Origin of the sequence: Pseudomonas hunanensis (assembly GCF_013393325.1) — a bacterium.
Lineage (GTDB): Bacteria > Pseudomonadota > Gammaproteobacteria > Pseudomonadales > Pseudomonadaceae > Aquipseudomonas > Aquipseudomonas putida_P.
Genome location: NZ_QJRC01000071.1, coordinates 1 through 15,133, shown reverse-complemented (window position 1 = coordinate 15,133; position 15,133 = coordinate 1). Strand labels below are relative to the sequence as shown.

The following is a 15,133-nucleotide window of genomic DNA, read 5'->3' as shown; positions in this document are numbered from 1 at the left end:
TGCTGGAAGGTTCGAATTCTGAAGTCAGTAGATTCAAGAGGTTTAACACCATGTTACTGATGATCGACAATTACGACTCATTCACTTACAACGTCGTTCAGTACCTTGGCGAGCTGGGCGCCGAGGTCAAGGTCATTCGCAATGACGAAATGACCATCGCCCAGATCGAAGCCCTCAACCCTGAGCGCATCGTCGTATCCCCAGGCCCGTGCACGCCAAGCGAGGCGGGCGTGTCCATCGAGGCTATCCTGCATTTTGCCGGTAAGCTGCCGATCCTCGGCGTATGCCTGGGTCACCAGTCCATCGGCCAGGCTTTTGGCGGCGACGTGGTACGTGCACGCCAGGTCATGCATGGCAAGACCAGCCCGGTACATCACCGCGACCTGGGCGTGTTCGCCGGCCTTAACAACCCGCTGACCGTGACCCGTTATCACTCGCTGGTGGTAAAGCGCGAGACCTTGCCCGACTGCCTGGAGGTGACCGCCTGGACTGCCCATGAGGACGGTTCGGTCGATGAGATCATGGGCCTGCGCCATAAAACGTTGAATATCGAAGGGGTACAGTTCCACCCCGAGTCGATCTTGACCGAGCAGGGCCACGAGCTGTTCGCCAACTTCCTCAAGCAGACCGGCGGCCGCCGCTAAGGATCGAACATGGATATCAAGAGCGCGTTGGCCCGTATCGTCGGCCACCTGGACCTCTCTACCGAAGAAATGCGCGATGTCATGCGCCAGATCATGACCGGCCAATGCAGCGAGGCGCAGATCGGCGCCTTCCTGATGGGTATGCGCATGAAAAGTGAAAGCATCGACGAGATTGTCGGTGCGGTGTCGGTGATGCGTGAGCTGGCCGACAAGGTTGAACTCAAAAGCCTCGATGGTGTGGTCGACATCGTCGGCACCGGCGGCGATGGCGCCAATATCTTCAACGTCTCCACTGCTTCCGCGTTCGTCCTGGCGGCGGCGGGTTGCACGGTCGCCAAGCACGGTAACCGCGCGGTGTCCGGCAAGAGCGGCAGTGCCGACTTGCTGGAAGCGGCCGGCATCTATCTGAACCTGACGCCAACCCAAGTGGCCCGCTGCATTGACAGCCTGGGCATCGGCTTCATGTTCGCGCAAAGCCATCATTCGGCGATGAAGCATGCCGCTGGCCCGCGTCGCGAGCTGGGGTTGCGCACCCTGTTCAACATGCTCGGCCCGCTTACGAATCCGGCCGGAGTGAAGCACCAGGTGGTCGGCGTGTTTGCCCAGGCCCTGTGCCGCCCGTTGGCCGAGGTACTGCAGCGTCTGGGTAGCAAGCATGTGCTGGTGGTGCACTCGAAGGACGGCCTGGATGAGTTCAGCCTGGCTGCACCCACCTTCGTTGCCGAACTGAAGAACGACGAAATCACCGAATACTGGGTCGAGCCGGAAGACCTCGGCATGAAGAGCCAGAGTTTGCATGGCCTTGCCGTCGACAACCCGCAGGCGTCGCTGGAGCTGATCCGCGATGCGTTGGGCCGCCGCAAGACCGAAAACGGCCAGAAGGCTGCGGAAATGATCGTGCTCAATGCGGGCGCGGCACTGTATGCCGCCGATCATGCAATGACCCTGGCTCAAGGTGTGGAGCTGGCCCACGACGTACTGCACACCGGGCTGGCCTGGGAGAAGCTGCAGGAACTGGGTGCCTTTACTGCAGTATTCAAGGTGGAGAACGAAGCATGAGTGTGCCGACAGTGCTGGAAAGGATCATTGCCCGCAAGTTTCAGGAAGTGGCCGAGCGCAGCGCGCGCGTCAGCCTTGCCGAGCTGGAGGCCCTGGCCAAGGCCGCCGATGCTCCGCGTGGCTTTGCCAACGCGCTGATCGAGCAGGCCAAGCGCAAGCAGCCGGCGGTGATTGCTGAAATCAAGAAGGCCTCGCCGAGCAAAGGCGTGATCCGCGAGCACTTTGTGCCGGCGGAAATCGCGGTCAGCTACGAGAAGGGTGGCGCTACCTGCCTGTCGGTGCTGACCGATGTCGATTACTTCCAGGGTGCCGATGTGTACCTGCAGCAGGCTCGCGCAGCAGTTTCCTTGCCGGTAATCCGCAAGGACTTCATGGTCGACCCTTACCAGATCGTCGAAGCCCGGGCCTTGGGCGCGGACTGCGTGCTACTGATCGTGTCGGCGCTGGACGACGTGAAGATGGCCGAACTGGCCGCCACTGCCAAGGATGTCGGCCTTGATGTGCTAGTGGAAGTGCACGATGGCGATGAGCTGGAGCGCGCCTTGAAAACCCTCGACACGCCGCTGGTTGGGGTGAACAACCGTAACCTGCACACCTTTGAGGTGAGCCTGGAAACCACCCTCGACCTGCTGCCGCGCATTCCGCGTGATCGCTTGGCGATTACCGAGAGCGGTATTCTCAACCGAGCGGACGTGGAACTGATGGCGATCAACGAGGTTTACTCGTTCCTGGTCGGCGAGGCGTTCATGCGAGCGGAGCAGCCTGGCCTGGAATTGCAGCGGTTGTTCTTCCCAGAACAGGTGAAGAAAACTGTACAGCCATTGGACTGATCAAACGAAGCCGGCGTTCTTGCCGGCTTTTTTGTATGCCTGTAATGGCCCTTTCGCGGGTAAACCCGCTCCCACAGGATGTTCACCGCCTGTAGGACCTGTGATATCCCCGTGGGAGCGGGTTTACCCGCGAAAGGGCCATCAACAACAATATCAAAGGTGGATCAATGAGCGATCAACCCCTGGCCTTGACCGTCGAACAAGGCCTGCACGCCGAACAGGAACTGCTGGCCGCCGTCTGCCGTGGCGAACGCGAGAGTGGCGTGCTGTTCTGGCGGCCGACCGATCACGCTCTGGTCATGCCTCGACGCATGAGCCGGCTGGACAACTTCGAGGCCGCCTGCGCGGAGCTGGCAATTGCCGGCTGGCCGGTACTGTTGCGTGAAACGGGTGGTGAGCCGGTGCCGCAGTCGCATTCGACGGTAAACGTTGCACTGGTCTACGCCGCCCCGCGCAGTGAAGGCGACCACGGTCGCATCGAAAATGCCTACGAGCGCCTGTGCCTGCCGCTGTGCGATGTGCTGCGCGAGTGGGGCGGGGTAGCATCGGTGGGGGAAATCGACGGGGCCTTCTGCGATGGCCGCTACAACGTCAACCTCAATGGCCGCAAACTGGTGGGCACCGCCCAGCGCTGGCGCCAGGGTTTGGGGGGCAAGCGCCCGGTGGTGCTGGTGCACGGTGCGCTGCTGCTGGACAACGAGCGTGAGTCGATGGTGGCGGCGGTCAACCGCTTCAACGAATGCTGCGAGCTGGAGCAACGCTGCCGCGCCGATGCGCACATTGCCTTGCACGAAGTGGCGCCCGCGGTGCCCTGGTTCGAGCGCCTTTCACAGGCCTACGCCAAGGTGCTGGCCGAGCTGCCCAAGGACTAGCGGGTACCGTAGACCACCATGGTCTTGCCTTTCACCTGTACCAGGCTGCGCTCTTCGAGGTCCTTGAGGACGCGGCCGACCATTTCCCGCGAGCAACCGACGATACGGCCGATTTCCTGCCGGGTAATCTTGATCTGCATGCCATCGGGATGGGTCATGGCGTCGGGTTGCTTGCACAGTTCCAGCAGGCAACGGGCTACTCGACCGGTCACGTCGAAGAATGCCAAGTCGCCGACTTTGCGCGTAGTGTTGCGTAGGCGCTGGGCCATCTGGCTGCCCAGGGCGTAGAGAATTTCTGGGTCCTGGCGCGCCAGTTCGCGAAACTTCTCGTAGCTGATTTCGGCCACTTCGCACTCGGTTTTGGCGCGCACCCAGGCACTGCGCTGCTGTTCGCCCTCGACGGGCTCGAACAGGCCCAGCTCGCCAAAGAAATCGCCATTGTTAAGGTAGGCGATGATCATTTCATGGCCGTCATCGTCCTCGATGAGGATGGTGACCGAACCCTTGATGATGAACGACAGAGTCTCGGCCCGGTCGCCGGCGCAGATGATGTTGCTTTTGGCGGTGTAGCGGCGGCGCTGGCAGTGCACCAGCAACTTGTCGATGTTCTTGATCTTGGCGGGTAGGGCGGAGGCAACCATCACGAAATCCTGTTCGATACGAGGCATAGGCTTTTTTTAGAGGTTGGCTGACGGCAAGCGCCAGTCATTTGGCGCCAGCTTATCAGACACTACGGGATGTTTCGGTATTAAACCGACACGTCTCGTGCTTTTCCCACAGCCGCACAAGGTCTAAGCTGACACCCTTTTCCGAAAATCAGGAGTCCGGGTAGATGAAGGCACGTATCCAGTGGGCCGGTGAAGCAATGTTTCTCGGCGAGTCGGGGAGCGGCCATGTCGTCGTGATGGACGGCCCGCCCGAGGCCGGCGGTCGCAACCTGGGTGTGCGCCCGATGGAAATGCTGTTGCTGGGCCTGGGTGGTTGCAGCAGTTTTGACGTGGTGAGCATTCTGAAAAAGTCGCGCCAGGCGGTGGAAAGCTGCGAGGCGTTCCTGGAGGCGGAACGCGCCAGCGAAGACCCGAAGGTGTTCACCAAGATTCACATGAACTTCGTGGTGAAAGGGCGTGGGCTGAAAGAAGCGCAGGTCAAGCGGGCGGTGGAGCTGTCGGCAGAGAAGTACTGCTCGGCTTCGATCATGCTCGAGCGTGCCGGGGTTGAGATTACCCATGGCTACGAGATTGTAGAACTGGGTTAAAGCTGAGATTTTGGGGCCGCTTCGCGGCCCATCGCGACACAAGGCCGCTCCTACAGGGGAACGCGTACTTCCTGTAGGAGCGGCCCCGACACTATCAGCTCCGAAGCGCGGGCAGTGCAGCTTGCACCCACCCCGGCAACCACCTTCGCATCACTTGGCTCAACCGCTCCCGCCGCTTCTGGTAAACCAGCCCCAGCCAGATAACCCCCAGCCCGATCAAGGTCACCACCACCGGGAACAGCAGCGACTCGGCAAACACCTCGTACGACAGGTACCCCAGGTAAGCCGCCACCCCCAGCGCACCAAACACCATGAACACCGGCCGGCGCAGCAGCACCGCCATGCCCATCAGCACAATGTTGATCAGGCAGTACAGGGCCTTGCCCAACTCACTGCCACTGTCCACCAGTGTCAGTCCGCCCCAGAATGCCGCCAGCCCGGCCAGGTAGCCCCAGCGGGCGTAGTCCTCACGCGTGCGGCCGTCTATCACCAGGAACACCACCAGCAAGGCCAACCCGAACCACAGCGAAACCTCCCGGCGCTGCTCCCAGCTGAACGGCGAGCCGAAGAACCACTCGCTCAGGTCCATCGACATGAACCACAAGGCCACGGCTATCGGCATGACCACAAACGGGTAGGGGATCAGCCGCAACATCAGCAACCCGGCCAGCACCGTGGCCGCTTCCATCGCCAGCCAGCCGCCTTGCACGTAGGTGTAGTACTGGTGGTAGTTGGCCTGGGCGTCGTCCAGTGGCCACCAGCCTGCCAGGCGTTCGATGGCGAACACTGCCAGCGGCACGATGCTGACCGCCACTGCTGCCAGTACCCCGGCAGCTACCGGTTGGGCGCGGCGCTGCAGGTTGAGGGCGAACAGGGTGATCAGCAGGATGTAGAGGGTGGCGATGATCAACAGCGCGCCATCACCGATGCTCATCCAGGCCTCGGTGAGCAACCAGCCCATGGCCGCCATGATCAACATGGCGCCAAAGTAGAAGGCAACATGGGCCAGCTGAAAACTGCCACGTGGTGCCGGTTGCTGGCGCAGGAATGCCAACAAGGTCTGGTCCTGGCCCGGTTGGAGAATGCCAGCGTGTACTGCGCGTGCCAGGTCCTTGGCGTCGAAACGGTCCGTCATGGTGATGCCTTCAGATGCGGTAGGTGCTCTTGGTCATGACCTTGGCCAGCAAGCTCATGCCAAAACGGACCGGAGCCGGGAAGCGATAACCACCGGCTTCCAGTGCAGACTCGGCGTGCTGCTCTTCGTCGATGCGCATCTGCTCGAGAATGGCCCGGGATTTTTCATCTTCGTGCGGGATCTGCTCCAGGTGCTCGTCGAGGTGCTTGCACACTTGATGCTCGGTAGCGGCGACGAAGCCCAGGCTGACCTTGTCGCTGACCAGCCCGGCGAGTGCGCCGATGCCGAACGACATGCCATAGAAAAGAGGGTTGAGCACACTCGGGTGGCTGTTCAGCTGGCGAATCCGCTGTTCGCACCAGGCCAGGTGGTCGATTTCTTCCTCGGCGGCATGCTCCATGGCCTTGCGCACTTCGGGCAGCTTGGCGGTCAGTGCCTGGCCCTGGTACAGCGCTTGGGCGCAGACTTCACCGGTGTGGTTGATGCGCATGAGCCCGGCAATGTGGCGGGATTGTTGCTCGTCCAGGTCGGCGTCTGGCTGGATGATGGCCGGCGATGGGCGGGCGGGTTGGCCGCTGAAGGGCAGCAAGGTGCGCATGGCGGTATCGGCCTGCAGCAACAAGCGGTCGAGCGGCGAGTAGTGACGTTCGGTAGCCATCGGGCACCTCCGCAAGAATGTGCCCGACAGTTTACCGCAATAGCAGCGGGGTCGCTTGCCGTGGATCAGCCCGGTGGCCAGTTCATCTGGCGCTGGCCAAGCACGTGCATATGGATGTGGTAGACCGTCTGGCCGCCTTTCGGGTTGCAGTTCATGACCACGCGGAAGCCCTCTTCGCAGCCTTGCTCGACCGCTAGGCGTTGGGCAGTGAAGAGGATGTGGCCAGCCAGGGCCTTGTCTTCTTCGGTCAGGTCATTGAGCGTACGAATGTGCTTTTTCGGGATGACCAGAAAATGTACCGGTGCCGCGGGTGCAATGTCCTTGAAGGCCAGGATCTGGTCGTCTTCGTAGATGATATCCGCCGGGATTTCCCGGTTGATGATTTTGAGGAATAGATCGTCCACAGCACTTGCTCCATGGTGAGGGTCGGGCCGAGTGTACTCAGCCGGGCGCCGCTCGCCCAGTGGCTATTCCATGCCGACCGGGCAATAGCGGCGGTGGATGGCCCCGGCCAGCTTGCGCACCAACCAGCGTGGCAGCAGGCGCGGGGCGAATGCCAGCCAGCGGTTGCGCCGGCCGGGCATGATCAGCGCGCGGTTCTTGTCCAGTGCGCGGACGGTGTACAGCGCTACTTCCTCGGGGCTGAGGCAGCGCGGTTTGCCGTCGAGCCGCGCAATGCGCCGGCGCGCGGAACGCACTGGGCCGGGGCACAGTACCGAGACCTTGATGCCGGTGCGCTTGAGCTCTTCGCGAAGCGCCTGGGAAAAACTCAGTACATACGCCTTGCTGGCGGCATAGGCTGCCATCCACGGGCCGGGTGCCATCCCGGCCAGGCCGGCGACGTTGAGGATCTGCCCGCCGCCCTGCACGGCCATCAGGTTGCCGATGGCGTGGCACAGGCGGCTCAGGGCCAGCACGTTGACCTCCAGCAGGTCTTGCTCGTCGGCCCACTCATGGGCCAGGAACGGCCCGTAGGTGCGTAACCCCGCGCAGTTGACCAGCAGGTCGATACGCCGTTCGCCTTCTTCCAGTTCCAGTACGAAGCCAGACAGGCGCAGCGGCTGGCTGAGGTCGCAGGCGCGGAACAGCACCTCGACCCCGAAGCGCTGGGTAAGCTCGATGGCTACAGGCTCCAGTGTTTCTCGCTGACGTGCTACCAGGATCAGGTTGCGCCCACGCCGTGCCAGCGCTTCCGCCAGGGCCAGGCCCAGGCCGCTGGAAGCACCAGTGATCATGGCGTAACGGGTCATGCAAGGCTCCTGGGGGCTAAAGAGGGCGCCTAGTGTACAGCTTGGCCGGGCAAGGTGTTGCCTTTTGCTACAAGGTGCGGATGCGCAGAACCTGGCAGCGCTCCAAGGCTTCCCGGTACTCCTTTTGGAGCCGTTCGATCAATTCAGTGGTGCTGGGCAGGTCATGGATTTCGCCGACGCCCTGGCCCGCCGACCATACGGTCTTCCAGGCTTTAGCCTCGTCGTCGATCGGCTTGAGCTTGCCTTGCTCGTGGCCGCTCTTGAGGGCATTCATGTCATAGCCGGCCTGCTCCAGGCTCGAACGCAGGAAGCTGGCAGGGATGCCGGACACTGCCGGGGTGTGGATGATGTCGGCGGCATGGGCATCGAGCAGCATCTGCTTGTAGGCATCCTGGGCGTGGCTTTCTGCGGTGGCGATGAAGCGCGTGCCCATGTAGGCCAGATCGGCGCCCAGCAATTGTGCCGCGAGGATTTCGTGGCCGTGGTTGATGCAACCAGCCAGCAGCAGGGTCTTGTCGAAAAACTGACGAATTTCCGCTGCCAGGGCGAACGGGCTCCAGGTGCCGGCGTGGCCACCCGCACCTGCGGCGACGGCGATCAGGCCATCGACACCTGCTTCGGCGGCTTTCTCGGCATGGCGGCGAGTGGTGACATCGTGGAACACCAGGCCGCCGTAGCCATGCACGGCGTCGACCACTTCCTTTACCGCCCCCAGGCTGGTGATGACGATCGGCACGCGATGTTCTACGCACAAGGCCAGGTCGGCCTGCAGGCGTGGGTTGGTCGGGTGCACGATCAGGTTGACGGCATAGGGGGCTGGCGCCTGCAATTGCGTCAGGCCCGCCTCGATCTCCTCCAGCCAGGCCTTGAAACCGGCGCTGTCGCGCTGGTTAAGGGCCGGGAAACTGCCGACCACACCGCTGGCGCAGCAGGCCAGCACCAGTTTGGGGTTGGAGATCAGGAACATCGGCGCCGCGACCACAGGCAGGCGCAAGCGTTGTTCGAGCAAGGCAGGTAACGACATGGCAAGGCTCCTTGAGCGGGTGGCTATGTCAGAACGGTTTGACCACCACCAGAATTACGATACCCAGCAGGAACAGCACGGGCACTTCGTTGAACCAGCGATAGTAGACGTGGCTGCGGGTATTGGTGCCGCTGGCGAAGCGTTTGCGTTGGGCACCGCATACGTGATGGTAGCCGGTCAGCAGGATCACCAGGGTCAGCTTGGCATGCAGCCAGCCTTGGCTCAGCCAGCCGGGGGTGAGGTACAGCATCCAGGCACCGAACACGTAGGTGGCGATCATCGCCGGGTTCATGATGCCGCGGTACAGCTTACGCTCCATGGTGATGAAGCGTTCCTGGCTGATGCTGTCCTGGCTCTGGGCGTGGTAGACGAACAGCCGCGGCAGGTAGAACAGGCCGGCGAACCAGCAGACCACGCTGACGATGTGCAGCGCTTTGATCCATAGGTAAAGCATGGAGGGAGTTCCTTCAGGTATTCACGGTCGTCAGATAGTAGTGGTCAAGCGCCCGAAGGGTCACCCGAAGAGTTGTTACAGGCGCCTTGCGCCCCTATTATCGTGCGCTTTCCAGACGGCTCGTTGATAAGGGGCAAGCGTTATGATCAAGGTCGGTATCGTCGGCGGCACGGGTTACACCGGCGTCGAACTGTTGCGTCTGCTGGCACAGCATCCACAGGCCGAAGTGGCGGTCATCACTTCGCGCTCCGAGGCGGGCGTGGCGGTGGCGGACATGTACCCGAACCTGCGCGGCCATTATGACGGGCTGGCCTTCAGCGTGCCCGACAGCAAGGCCCTGGCTGCTTGCGATGTGGTGTTCTTTGCTACCCCGCATGGTGTTGCCCACGCCCTGGCAGGTGAACTGCTGGCGGCTGGCACGAAGGTGATCGACCTGTCGGCCGACTTCCGCCTGCAGGATGCCGCCGAGTGGGGCAAGTGGTATGGCCAGCCGCACGGTGCGCCAGAACTGCTCAAGGATGCGGTGTACGGCCTGCCTGAAGTCAACCGCGAGAAGATCCGCCAGGCACGCCTGATCGCGGTGCCGGGTTGCTACCCGACCGCAACCCAGTTGGGCTTCCTGCCGCTGCTGGAAGCGGGCCTGGCCGACCCGTCGCGCCTGATCGCTGATTGCAAGTCGGGTGTCAGCGGTGCTGGCCGTGGTGCTGCGGTCGGTTCGCTGTTCTGTGAGGCTGGCGAAAGCATGAAGGCCTACGCAGTGAAAGGTCACCGTCATCTGCCTGAAATCAGCCAGGGCCTGCGCCTGGCTGCTGGCAAGGACATCGGCCTTACCTTCGTGCCGCACCTGACGCCGATGATCCGGGGTATCCACGCCACCCTGTACGCGAATGTTGTCGATACGTCGGTCGACCTCCAGGCGTTATTCGAAAAGCGTTATGCCGACGAGCCGTTCGTCGACGTGATGCCCGCTGGCAGTCACCCGGAAACACGCAGCGTGCGCGGCGCCAACGTCTGCCGCATTGCCGTTCATCGCCCGCAGGGTGGTGACCTGGTGGTGGTGCTGTCGGTAATCGACAACCTGGTCAAGGGGGCCTCTGGCCAGGCGGTACAGAACCTCAACATCCTGTTCGGCCTAGATGAGCGCATGGGCCTGTCCCATGCCGGCTTGCTGCCTTAATCACCCTGCGTTCGAAAAAGGCCCGCGTCGTGCGGGCCTTTTTGCATGTCGCGACTAAAGCCGCACAATTCTTGACCGATTTTCTCGGGAAAGCGGATAATGCGCGTCATCGAGTTTTATGGCGGCTACCGCGCCGGGAGAATCAACATGAGCGTCGAAACCTTCACCCCTACCGGTCTGGAGTTTACCCATGGGGCAGCCCAGAAGGTGAAGAACCTGGTCAATGAGGAAGGTAATGAACGTCTGAAGCTGCGGGTGTTCGTGACCGGTGGCGGTTGCTCGGGCTTCCAGTACGGCTTCACTTTCGATGAAGACGTGGCCGAAGACGACACCATTGTCGAGCGAGAGGGCGTTTCCCTGGTGGTCGACCCGATGAGCTTTCAGTACCTGGCCGGCGCCGAAGTGGACTACCAGGAAGGCCTGGAAGGGTCGCGCTTCGTCATCAAGAACCCGAATGCGGCCACCACCTGTGGTTGCGGGTCGTCGTTCTCGATCTGAGGCCTGGCCAAAACGAAACGCCGCGCAATTGCGCGGCGTTTTGCTTTCTGGCGTAGCGATTATGCCGGGTAGATTGCGCCCAATACCCGCAGGCCCTTGGCTGCAGTGACGCTGGGGCGGTTGGCGGCGATGCCCTCCAGGCAGCAGTGGGCCAGCCAGGCAAAGGCCATGGCCTCGACCCAGTCAGGATCTACGCCATGGGCGCCGGTGCTGGCGACACGGGCCCTGGGTAGCAGCTGGGCGAGGCGGGCCATCAGGGCGCCGTTACGTGCGCCACCCCCGCACACCAACAACGCTTCGGTGCCCTGCTGGGCACTGCCGAGTGAGTCGATGATGCTGCGAGCGGTAAGCTCCAGCAACGTCGCCTGTACATCTTCGTCCTGGTAAGCGGGCAGGTGCGCCAGGTGGCCATCCAGCCAAAGCAGGTTGAACACCTCGCGGCCGGTGCTTTTCGGGCCGCTACCGGCGAAGAATGGGTCGGCGAGCAATGCGTTGAGCAAGCCAGCCTGTACCACCCCCGAGGCCGCCCAGGCACCGTCGGCATCGTAGGCCTGACCGCGCTTGCGTTCGATCCAGGCATCCAGCAGCACGTTACCGGGGCCGCAGTCGAAGCCGTGAACCGGCTTGTCCTGTTCGATCAGGCTCAGGTTGCTGAAGCCGCCCACGTTCAGGATCGCCAGGCGCTGGCCCAGGTGCCCGAACAGGGTTTCGTGAAACGCCGGTACCAGCGGCGCACCTTGGCCACTGGCAGCCACATCACGCCGCCGGAAGTCGGCAACCACGCTGATACCGGTAAGCTCGGCGAGCAGCGCCGGGTTGCCGATCTGCACGGTAAACCCGCGTGCGGGTTCGTGGCGGATGGTCTGACCGTGGCTGCCGATAGCGCGAATGGCACTGGCCTGGAGCCCCTGACGGGCCAGCAACTGGCGGATACCATCGCCCGCCAGGCTGGCCCAGCGGTTTTCTGCCAATGCCGCACGTGCGATCTCGTCAGGGCCACTGCTGCACAGGGCAAGCAGTTCCTGACGCAGGTCACTGGGCATGGGCAGGTAAAGGGTGGCGAGCAGTTCAAGCTGCTCGCTTTGTTCGATCAAGGCGATGTCCAGCCCATCGAGGCTGGTGCCGGACATTACCCCCAGGTAGAGCGCCATGGTTTAGCGCTTGTTCGCTGCGAGCAGAGTGGCCTTTTCCTGATCCATGCGGGCGATCAGCGGCTGACTCTGCTGCAGGAAGCGCTGGCGCTCGTTCTTGGCGATCGGGTCGGCCATTGGTACCTTCTGGCTCAGCGGGTCGACGTGCACACCGTTGACCTGGAACTCGTAGTGCAGGTGCGGCCCGGTGGACAGGCCGGTGGTACCGATGTAGCCAATGATCTGGCCCTGCTTGACCGAACTGCCGGTCTTGATGCCCTTGGCAAAGCCTTGCATATGGCCGTACAGCGTCTTGTAGCGGTTGCCGTGTTGGATGATCACGGTATTGCCGTAGCCACCACGGCGCCCGGCCAGTTCGATGCGGCCGTCACCGGCAGCCTTGATCGGCGTACCGCGCGGGGCAGCGTAGTCTACGCCTTTGTGGGCGCGAATCTTGTTCAGGATTGGGTGCTTGCGGCCAGCGGAAAAGCGCGAGCTGATGCGAGCGAAGTCGACCGGGGTACGGATGAAGGCCTTGCGCAGGCTGTTGCCGTCTGCGGTGTAGTAGGTACTGTTGCCCTGCTTGTTGGTATAACGCACGGCGGTGTAGGTTTTGCCGCGGTTGGTAAAGCGGGCGGACAGGATGTTGCCGGTGCCGACGACCTTGCCGTCCATCACCTTCTGCTCGTAGACCACGTCGAACTCGTCGCCTGGGCGAATATCCTGGGCAAAGTCGATGTCGTAGCCCAATACGCGTGCCATGTCCATGGTCATGCTGTGGGACAGGCCGGCACGCTGGGCCGAGGCCGACAGCGAGCTCTTGATCACACCGTGGGCGTAGGCGGTACGCACAACCGGCTTGCTGATTTCACGGTTGAAGGCATAGCCCTTGGCGGTCTTGGTCAGGCGAATGGTTTCGAGGTTGCTGACCTTACTGTGCAGGCTGGCCAGTTGGCCATCCTTGTCGAGTTCGAACTGCAGCACTTGACCGTGCTTGAGCTGGCTGAACTGCTTGGCCTGCTTGTTACTTGCCAGCACGTCATGCACGGCATTGGCCGGCAGCCCAACCTTGGCGAACAGCGTGGACAGAGTATCGCCACGGGCCACGGTAACCTCGCGGTGGCCAGGTTCCTTGGCGGCTTCTGCGACGGGTTCGGCGGTGGGGGTTTGCTGTTCGGCCTTCTGGGTTTCGGGGGCAGCGTCTTCGATCTGGGCGAAAGGCGAGCCTTGCTCTCCTTCTGCCTGCACCAGCGGCGCTGCGCGGGATTCGTCTTTCAGTTGCTCGGCAGGGCTTTCCAGCTCGAGGTTGAGGGTGGTTTTCTTGGCTTCCACTTCGCTGGAGGGAAATACCAGCAAAGCCAGGCTGAGCAGGGCGGCGATGCCGCTGGCGGCCAACAGATGGCTCTTCGGATAAAGCGGGGGCGCTTTAGGCGGTTCGTTGGTCATGGGCAAGGTGACTTTGAAAAAGGTGAAATGGAAAAGATGAATGACATGATGAAGATGAAATAACTGTATAAAATATAACCAAATCCATTTTCACGCAAGGGCGCGTAGACGCCGCAAACCTGTGTCCGGGTCACATTCCTTTGCGAAACTTGTAATTGACGGCCGATCTTGTATGGTTGGCTCCCCCTGAATCTGAGCCTTGCGGGTTTGTCTATGAAGTCGGTTGAAGAGCAGCTGGCGCTTATCAAGCGCGGTGCGGAAGAAGTACTGGTCGAGTCGGAACTGGTGGAGAAGCTCAAGCGCGGCCAGCCTCTGCGCATCAAGGCCGGCTTCGATCCGACCGCACCTGACCTGCACCTTGGCCATACGGTGCTGATCAACAAGCTGCGCCAGTTCCAAGAACTGGGTCATCAGGTCATCTTCCTTATAGGTGACTTCACCGGCATGATCGGCGACCCCAGCGGCAAGAGTGCCACGCGCCCGCCGCTGACTCGCGAGCAGGTGCTGGACAATGCCGAGACCTACAAGCAGCAGGTGTTCAAGATCCTCGACCCGGCCAAGACCGAGGTCGCGTTCAACTCCACCTGGATGGACAAGCTGACCCCAGCCGACTTCATTCGCCTTGCGTCGCAATATACCGTTGCGCGCATGCTCGAGCGCGATGACTTCGACAAGCGTTACACCACCAACCAGCCGATTGCCATCCACGAGTTCCTCTACCCGCTGGTGCAAGGCTACGACTCGGTGGCGCTGAAGGCGGACGTCGAGCTGGGTGGCACCGACCAGAAGTTCAACCTGTTGATGGGGCGCGAACTGCAGCGCGCCTATGGCCAGGAAGCGCAGAACATCGTCACCATGCCGCTGCTCGAGGGGCTTGATGGCGTGAAGAAGATGTCGAAGTCGCTGGGTAACTATGTAGGTATCCAGGAAGCGCCGGGGGTTATGTACGGCAAGCTGGTATCGATTCCCGATACCCTGATGTGGCGCTACTTCGAGCTGCTGAGCTTCCGTTCGATGGAGGAGATCGAGCAGTTCCGCGCCGACGTCGCCAAGGGTGCCAACCCGCGGGACATCAAGATCAAGCTGGCAGAAGAGATCGTTGCGCGCTTCCATGGTGAAGAGGCTGCCGCCAATGCTCACCGTGCTGCGGGTAACCGCATGAAGGAAGGCGAGCTGCCGGAAGACCTGCCGGAGATCGAAGTGGCTGCGTCGGAAGACCTGCCGATCGCTGCCGTGCTGAACCGGGCTGGCCTGGTTAAGAACTCGGCACAGGCGCGTGACTTGCTGAATGGCGGTGCGGTGAAGGTTGATGGTGCGGTGGTCGACAAGGACTTCATGTTTGTCCTCGGTGCTACTCACGTGTGCCAGGCGGGGAAGAAGTCGTTTGGCCGGGTTACCCTTAAGGCCGAGTGATCGTCTGGTGGTGTAGCTATATAGAAGCGGGGAGGCCGGTAGGCCTCCCCGGTTTGTTTTTCAGCGATATGAAGGTTTCTTGAAATTAAAGGTTGACGGGGTTTCGAATCCCCTTATAATGCGCCCCACTTCCAGCGACATCGGAACGACAAACTCCTTGAGATTCAATGAGTTAAGTAGTTAAGGTGGTGTTGGAAGGGCTACGATCGAATGATCGCAAGCGGTTGAAATGGTGGTTGACAGCGCTTCTTGGTGCTGTATGATTCGCCTCCCGCTACGAGAGATCGC

Annotated in this window: 17 protein-coding genes; 8 read left to right on the top strand and 9 right to left on the bottom strand. The window is 61.7% G+C overall.

Translation table 11 applies throughout. The features are described from left to right. The first annotated feature begins 50 nt into the window (after window positions 1–50). From DM807_RS04435 to DM807_RS04420, 4 genes are all read left to right on the top strand, one after another. Window positions 51–644 carry an aminodeoxychorismate/anthranilate synthase component II gene (locus DM807_RS04435; RefSeq protein WP_012270214.1) on the top strand — a complete coding sequence of 198 codons (594 nt, stop codon included), beginning with the start codon at window positions 51–53 and terminating at the stop codon, window positions 642–644. A 9-nt stretch (window positions 645–653) separates the two neighbouring features. Further along, the gene (gene trpD / locus DM807_RS04430) at window positions 654–1,703 is read left to right on the top strand and encodes an anthranilate phosphoribosyltransferase (protein ID WP_012270215.1); all 1,050 of its coding nucleotides are present in this window, start codon (window positions 654–656) and stop codon (window positions 1,701–1,703) included. Beyond that, window positions 1,700–2,533 carry an indole-3-glycerol phosphate synthase TrpC gene (gene trpC, locus DM807_RS04425; RefSeq protein WP_012270216.1) on the top strand — a complete coding sequence of 278 codons (834 nt, stop codon included), beginning with the start codon at window positions 1,700–1,702 and terminating at the stop codon, window positions 2,531–2,533. The genes trpD and trpC overlap by 4 nt, the downstream gene beginning before the upstream one ends. Window positions 2,534–2,700: 167 nt before the next feature. After that, window positions 2,701–3,405: a lipoate--protein ligase family protein gene (locus DM807_RS04420; protein ID WP_012270217.1), complete on the top strand. Its 705-nt coding sequence runs from the start codon at window positions 2,701–2,703 to the stop codon at window positions 3,403–3,405. On the opposite strand, the gene crp is transcribed toward DM807_RS04420, so the two are convergent. Then, window positions 3,402–4,046 carry a cAMP-activated global transcriptional regulator CRP gene (gene crp, locus DM807_RS04415; protein WP_012270218.1) on the bottom strand — a complete coding sequence of 215 codons (645 nt, stop codon included), beginning with the start codon at window positions 4,044–4,046 and terminating at the stop codon, window positions 3,402–3,404. The two genes, DM807_RS04420 and crp, sit on opposite strands and share 4 nt — an antisense overlap. Window positions 4,047–4,237: 191 nt before the next feature. Between crp and DM807_RS04410 the strand changes: the two genes are divergently transcribed. Next, window positions 4,238–4,660 (top strand): OsmC family protein, encoded by a 423-nt coding sequence (locus tag DM807_RS04410; RefSeq protein ID WP_004376171.1) that lies wholly within the window; start codon window positions 4,238–4,240, stop codon window positions 4,658–4,660. 94 nt (window positions 4,661–4,754) lie between these two features. On the opposite strand, the gene DM807_RS04405 is transcribed toward DM807_RS04410, so the two are convergent. From DM807_RS04405 to hemJ, 6 genes are all read right to left on the bottom strand, one after another. Further along, window positions 4,755–5,795, bottom strand: a complete 1,041-nt coding sequence (locus tag DM807_RS04405) for a hypothetical protein (RefSeq protein ID WP_060515753.1) — start codon at window positions 5,793–5,795, stop codon at window positions 4,755–4,757. Between the two features lie 10 nt (window positions 5,796–5,805). After that, a complete protein-coding gene (gene coq7, locus DM807_RS04400) occupies window positions 5,806–6,453 on the bottom strand; it encodes a 2-polyprenyl-3-methyl-6-methoxy-1,4-benzoquinone monooxygenase (protein WP_012270220.1) in 648 nt (215 codons plus the stop codon). Between the two features lie 65 nt (window positions 6,454–6,518). Beyond that, window positions 6,519–6,857 (bottom strand): histidine triad nucleotide-binding protein, encoded by a 339-nt coding sequence (locus tag DM807_RS04395; protein ID WP_003255518.1) that lies wholly within the window; start codon window positions 6,855–6,857, stop codon window positions 6,519–6,521. A gap of 63 nt (window positions 6,858–6,920) precedes the next feature. Beyond that, window positions 6,921–7,703 (bottom strand): SDR family NAD(P)-dependent oxidoreductase, encoded by a 783-nt coding sequence (locus DM807_RS04390; RefSeq protein WP_060494469.1) that lies wholly within the window; start codon window positions 7,701–7,703, stop codon window positions 6,921–6,923. Window positions 7,704–7,770: 67 nt separating this feature from the next. Beyond that, complete coding sequence (locus DM807_RS04385) at window positions 7,771–8,727, bottom strand: NAD(P)H-dependent flavin oxidoreductase (protein WP_012270222.1); 957 nt, start codon at window positions 8,725–8,727, stop codon at window positions 7,771–7,773. Between the two features lie 28 nt (window positions 8,728–8,755). Continuing rightward, window positions 8,756–9,181: a protoporphyrinogen oxidase HemJ gene (hemJ, locus tag DM807_RS04380; RefSeq protein WP_012270223.1), complete on the bottom strand. Its 426-nt coding sequence runs from the start codon at window positions 9,179–9,181 to the stop codon at window positions 8,756–8,758. Window positions 9,182–9,323: 142 nt separating this feature from the next. Between hemJ and argC the strand changes: the two genes are divergently transcribed. Together argC and erpA are read left to right on the top strand one after the other, a co-directional pair. Then, window positions 9,324–10,358: an N-acetyl-gamma-glutamyl-phosphate reductase gene (gene argC, locus DM807_RS04375; RefSeq protein ID WP_012270224.1), complete on the top strand. Its 1,035-nt coding sequence runs from the start codon at window positions 9,324–9,326 to the stop codon at window positions 10,356–10,358. A gap of 147 nt (window positions 10,359–10,505) precedes the next feature. Next, window positions 10,506–10,856 carry an iron-sulfur cluster insertion protein ErpA gene (erpA, locus tag DM807_RS04370; protein WP_003255511.1) on the top strand — a complete coding sequence of 117 codons (351 nt, stop codon included), beginning with the start codon at window positions 10,506–10,508 and terminating at the stop codon, window positions 10,854–10,856. Window positions 10,857–10,915: 59 nt separating this feature from the next. On the opposite strand, the gene DM807_RS04365 is transcribed toward erpA, so the two are convergent. Beyond that, complete coding sequence (locus DM807_RS04365; protein WP_012270225.1) at window positions 10,916–12,007, bottom strand: anhydro-N-acetylmuramic acid kinase; 1,092 nt, start codon at window positions 12,005–12,007, stop codon at window positions 10,916–10,918. A gap of 3 nt (window positions 12,008–12,010) precedes the next feature. Further along, complete coding sequence (locus DM807_RS04360; RefSeq protein WP_012270226.1) at window positions 12,011–13,432, bottom strand: peptidoglycan DD-metalloendopeptidase family protein; 1,422 nt, start codon at window positions 13,430–13,432, stop codon at window positions 12,011–12,013. 213 nt (window positions 13,433–13,645) lie between these two features. On the opposite strand from DM807_RS04360, the gene tyrS reads away from it, so the two are divergent. Beyond that, on the top strand, window positions 13,646–14,845 hold the full coding sequence (gene tyrS, locus DM807_RS04355; RefSeq protein ID WP_012270227.1) for a tyrosine--tRNA ligase: 1,200 nt from the start codon (window positions 13,646–13,648) through the stop codon (window positions 14,843–14,845). Window positions 14,846–15,133: the final 288 nt, after the last annotated feature.

What these genes read in the sequence shown, in the direction of transcription:
- DM807_RS04435 (WP_012270214.1), top strand. Translation starts at nt 51, where the DNA reads ATGTTACTGATGATCGACAATTACGACTCATTCACTTACAACGTCGTT.
- trpD (WP_012270215.1), top strand. Translation starts at nt 654, where the DNA reads ATGGATATCAAGAGCGCGTTGGCCCGTATCGTCGGCCACCTGGACCTC.
- trpC (WP_012270216.1), top strand. Translation starts at nt 1,700, where the DNA reads ATGAGTGTGCCGACAGTGCTGGAAAGGATCATTGCCCGCAAGTTTCAG.
- DM807_RS04420 (WP_012270217.1), top strand. Translation starts at nt 2,701, where the DNA reads ATGAGCGATCAACCCCTGGCCTTGACCGTCGAACAAGGCCTGCACGCC.
- crp (WP_012270218.1), bottom strand. Translation starts at nt 4,046, where the DNA reads ATGGTTGCCTCCGCCCTACCCGCCAAGATCAAGAACATCGACAAGTTG.
- DM807_RS04410 (WP_004376171.1), top strand. Translation starts at nt 4,238, where the DNA reads ATGAAGGCACGTATCCAGTGGGCCGGTGAAGCAATGTTTCTCGGCGAG.
- DM807_RS04405 (WP_060515753.1), bottom strand. Translation starts at nt 5,795, where the DNA reads ATGACGGACCGTTTCGACGCCAAGGACCTGGCACGCGCAGTACACGCT.
- coq7 (WP_012270220.1), bottom strand. Translation starts at nt 6,453, where the DNA reads ATGGCTACCGAACGTCACTACTCGCCGCTCGACCGCTTGTTGCTGCAG.
- DM807_RS04390 (WP_060494469.1), bottom strand. Translation starts at nt 7,703, where the DNA reads ATGACCCGTTACGCCATGATCACTGGTGCTTCCAGCGGCCTGGGCCTG.
- DM807_RS04385 (WP_012270222.1), bottom strand. Translation starts at nt 8,727, where the DNA reads ATGTCGTTACCTGCCTTGCTCGAACAACGCTTGCGCCTGCCTGTGGTC.
- hemJ (WP_012270223.1), bottom strand. Translation starts at nt 9,181, where the DNA reads ATGCTTTACCTATGGATCAAAGCGCTGCACATCGTCAGCGTGGTCTGC.
- argC (WP_012270224.1), top strand. Translation starts at nt 9,324, where the DNA reads ATGATCAAGGTCGGTATCGTCGGCGGCACGGGTTACACCGGCGTCGAA.
- erpA (WP_003255511.1), top strand. Translation starts at nt 10,506, where the DNA reads ATGAGCGTCGAAACCTTCACCCCTACCGGTCTGGAGTTTACCCATGGG.
- DM807_RS04365 (WP_012270225.1), bottom strand. Translation starts at nt 12,007, where the DNA reads ATGGCGCTCTACCTGGGGGTAATGTCCGGCACCAGCCTCGATGGGCTG.
- DM807_RS04360 (WP_012270226.1), bottom strand. Translation starts at nt 13,432, where the DNA reads ATGACCAACGAACCGCCTAAAGCGCCCCCGCTTTATCCGAAGAGCCAT.
- tyrS (WP_012270227.1), top strand. Translation starts at nt 13,646, where the DNA reads ATGAAGTCGGTTGAAGAGCAGCTGGCGCTTATCAAGCGCGGTGCGGAA.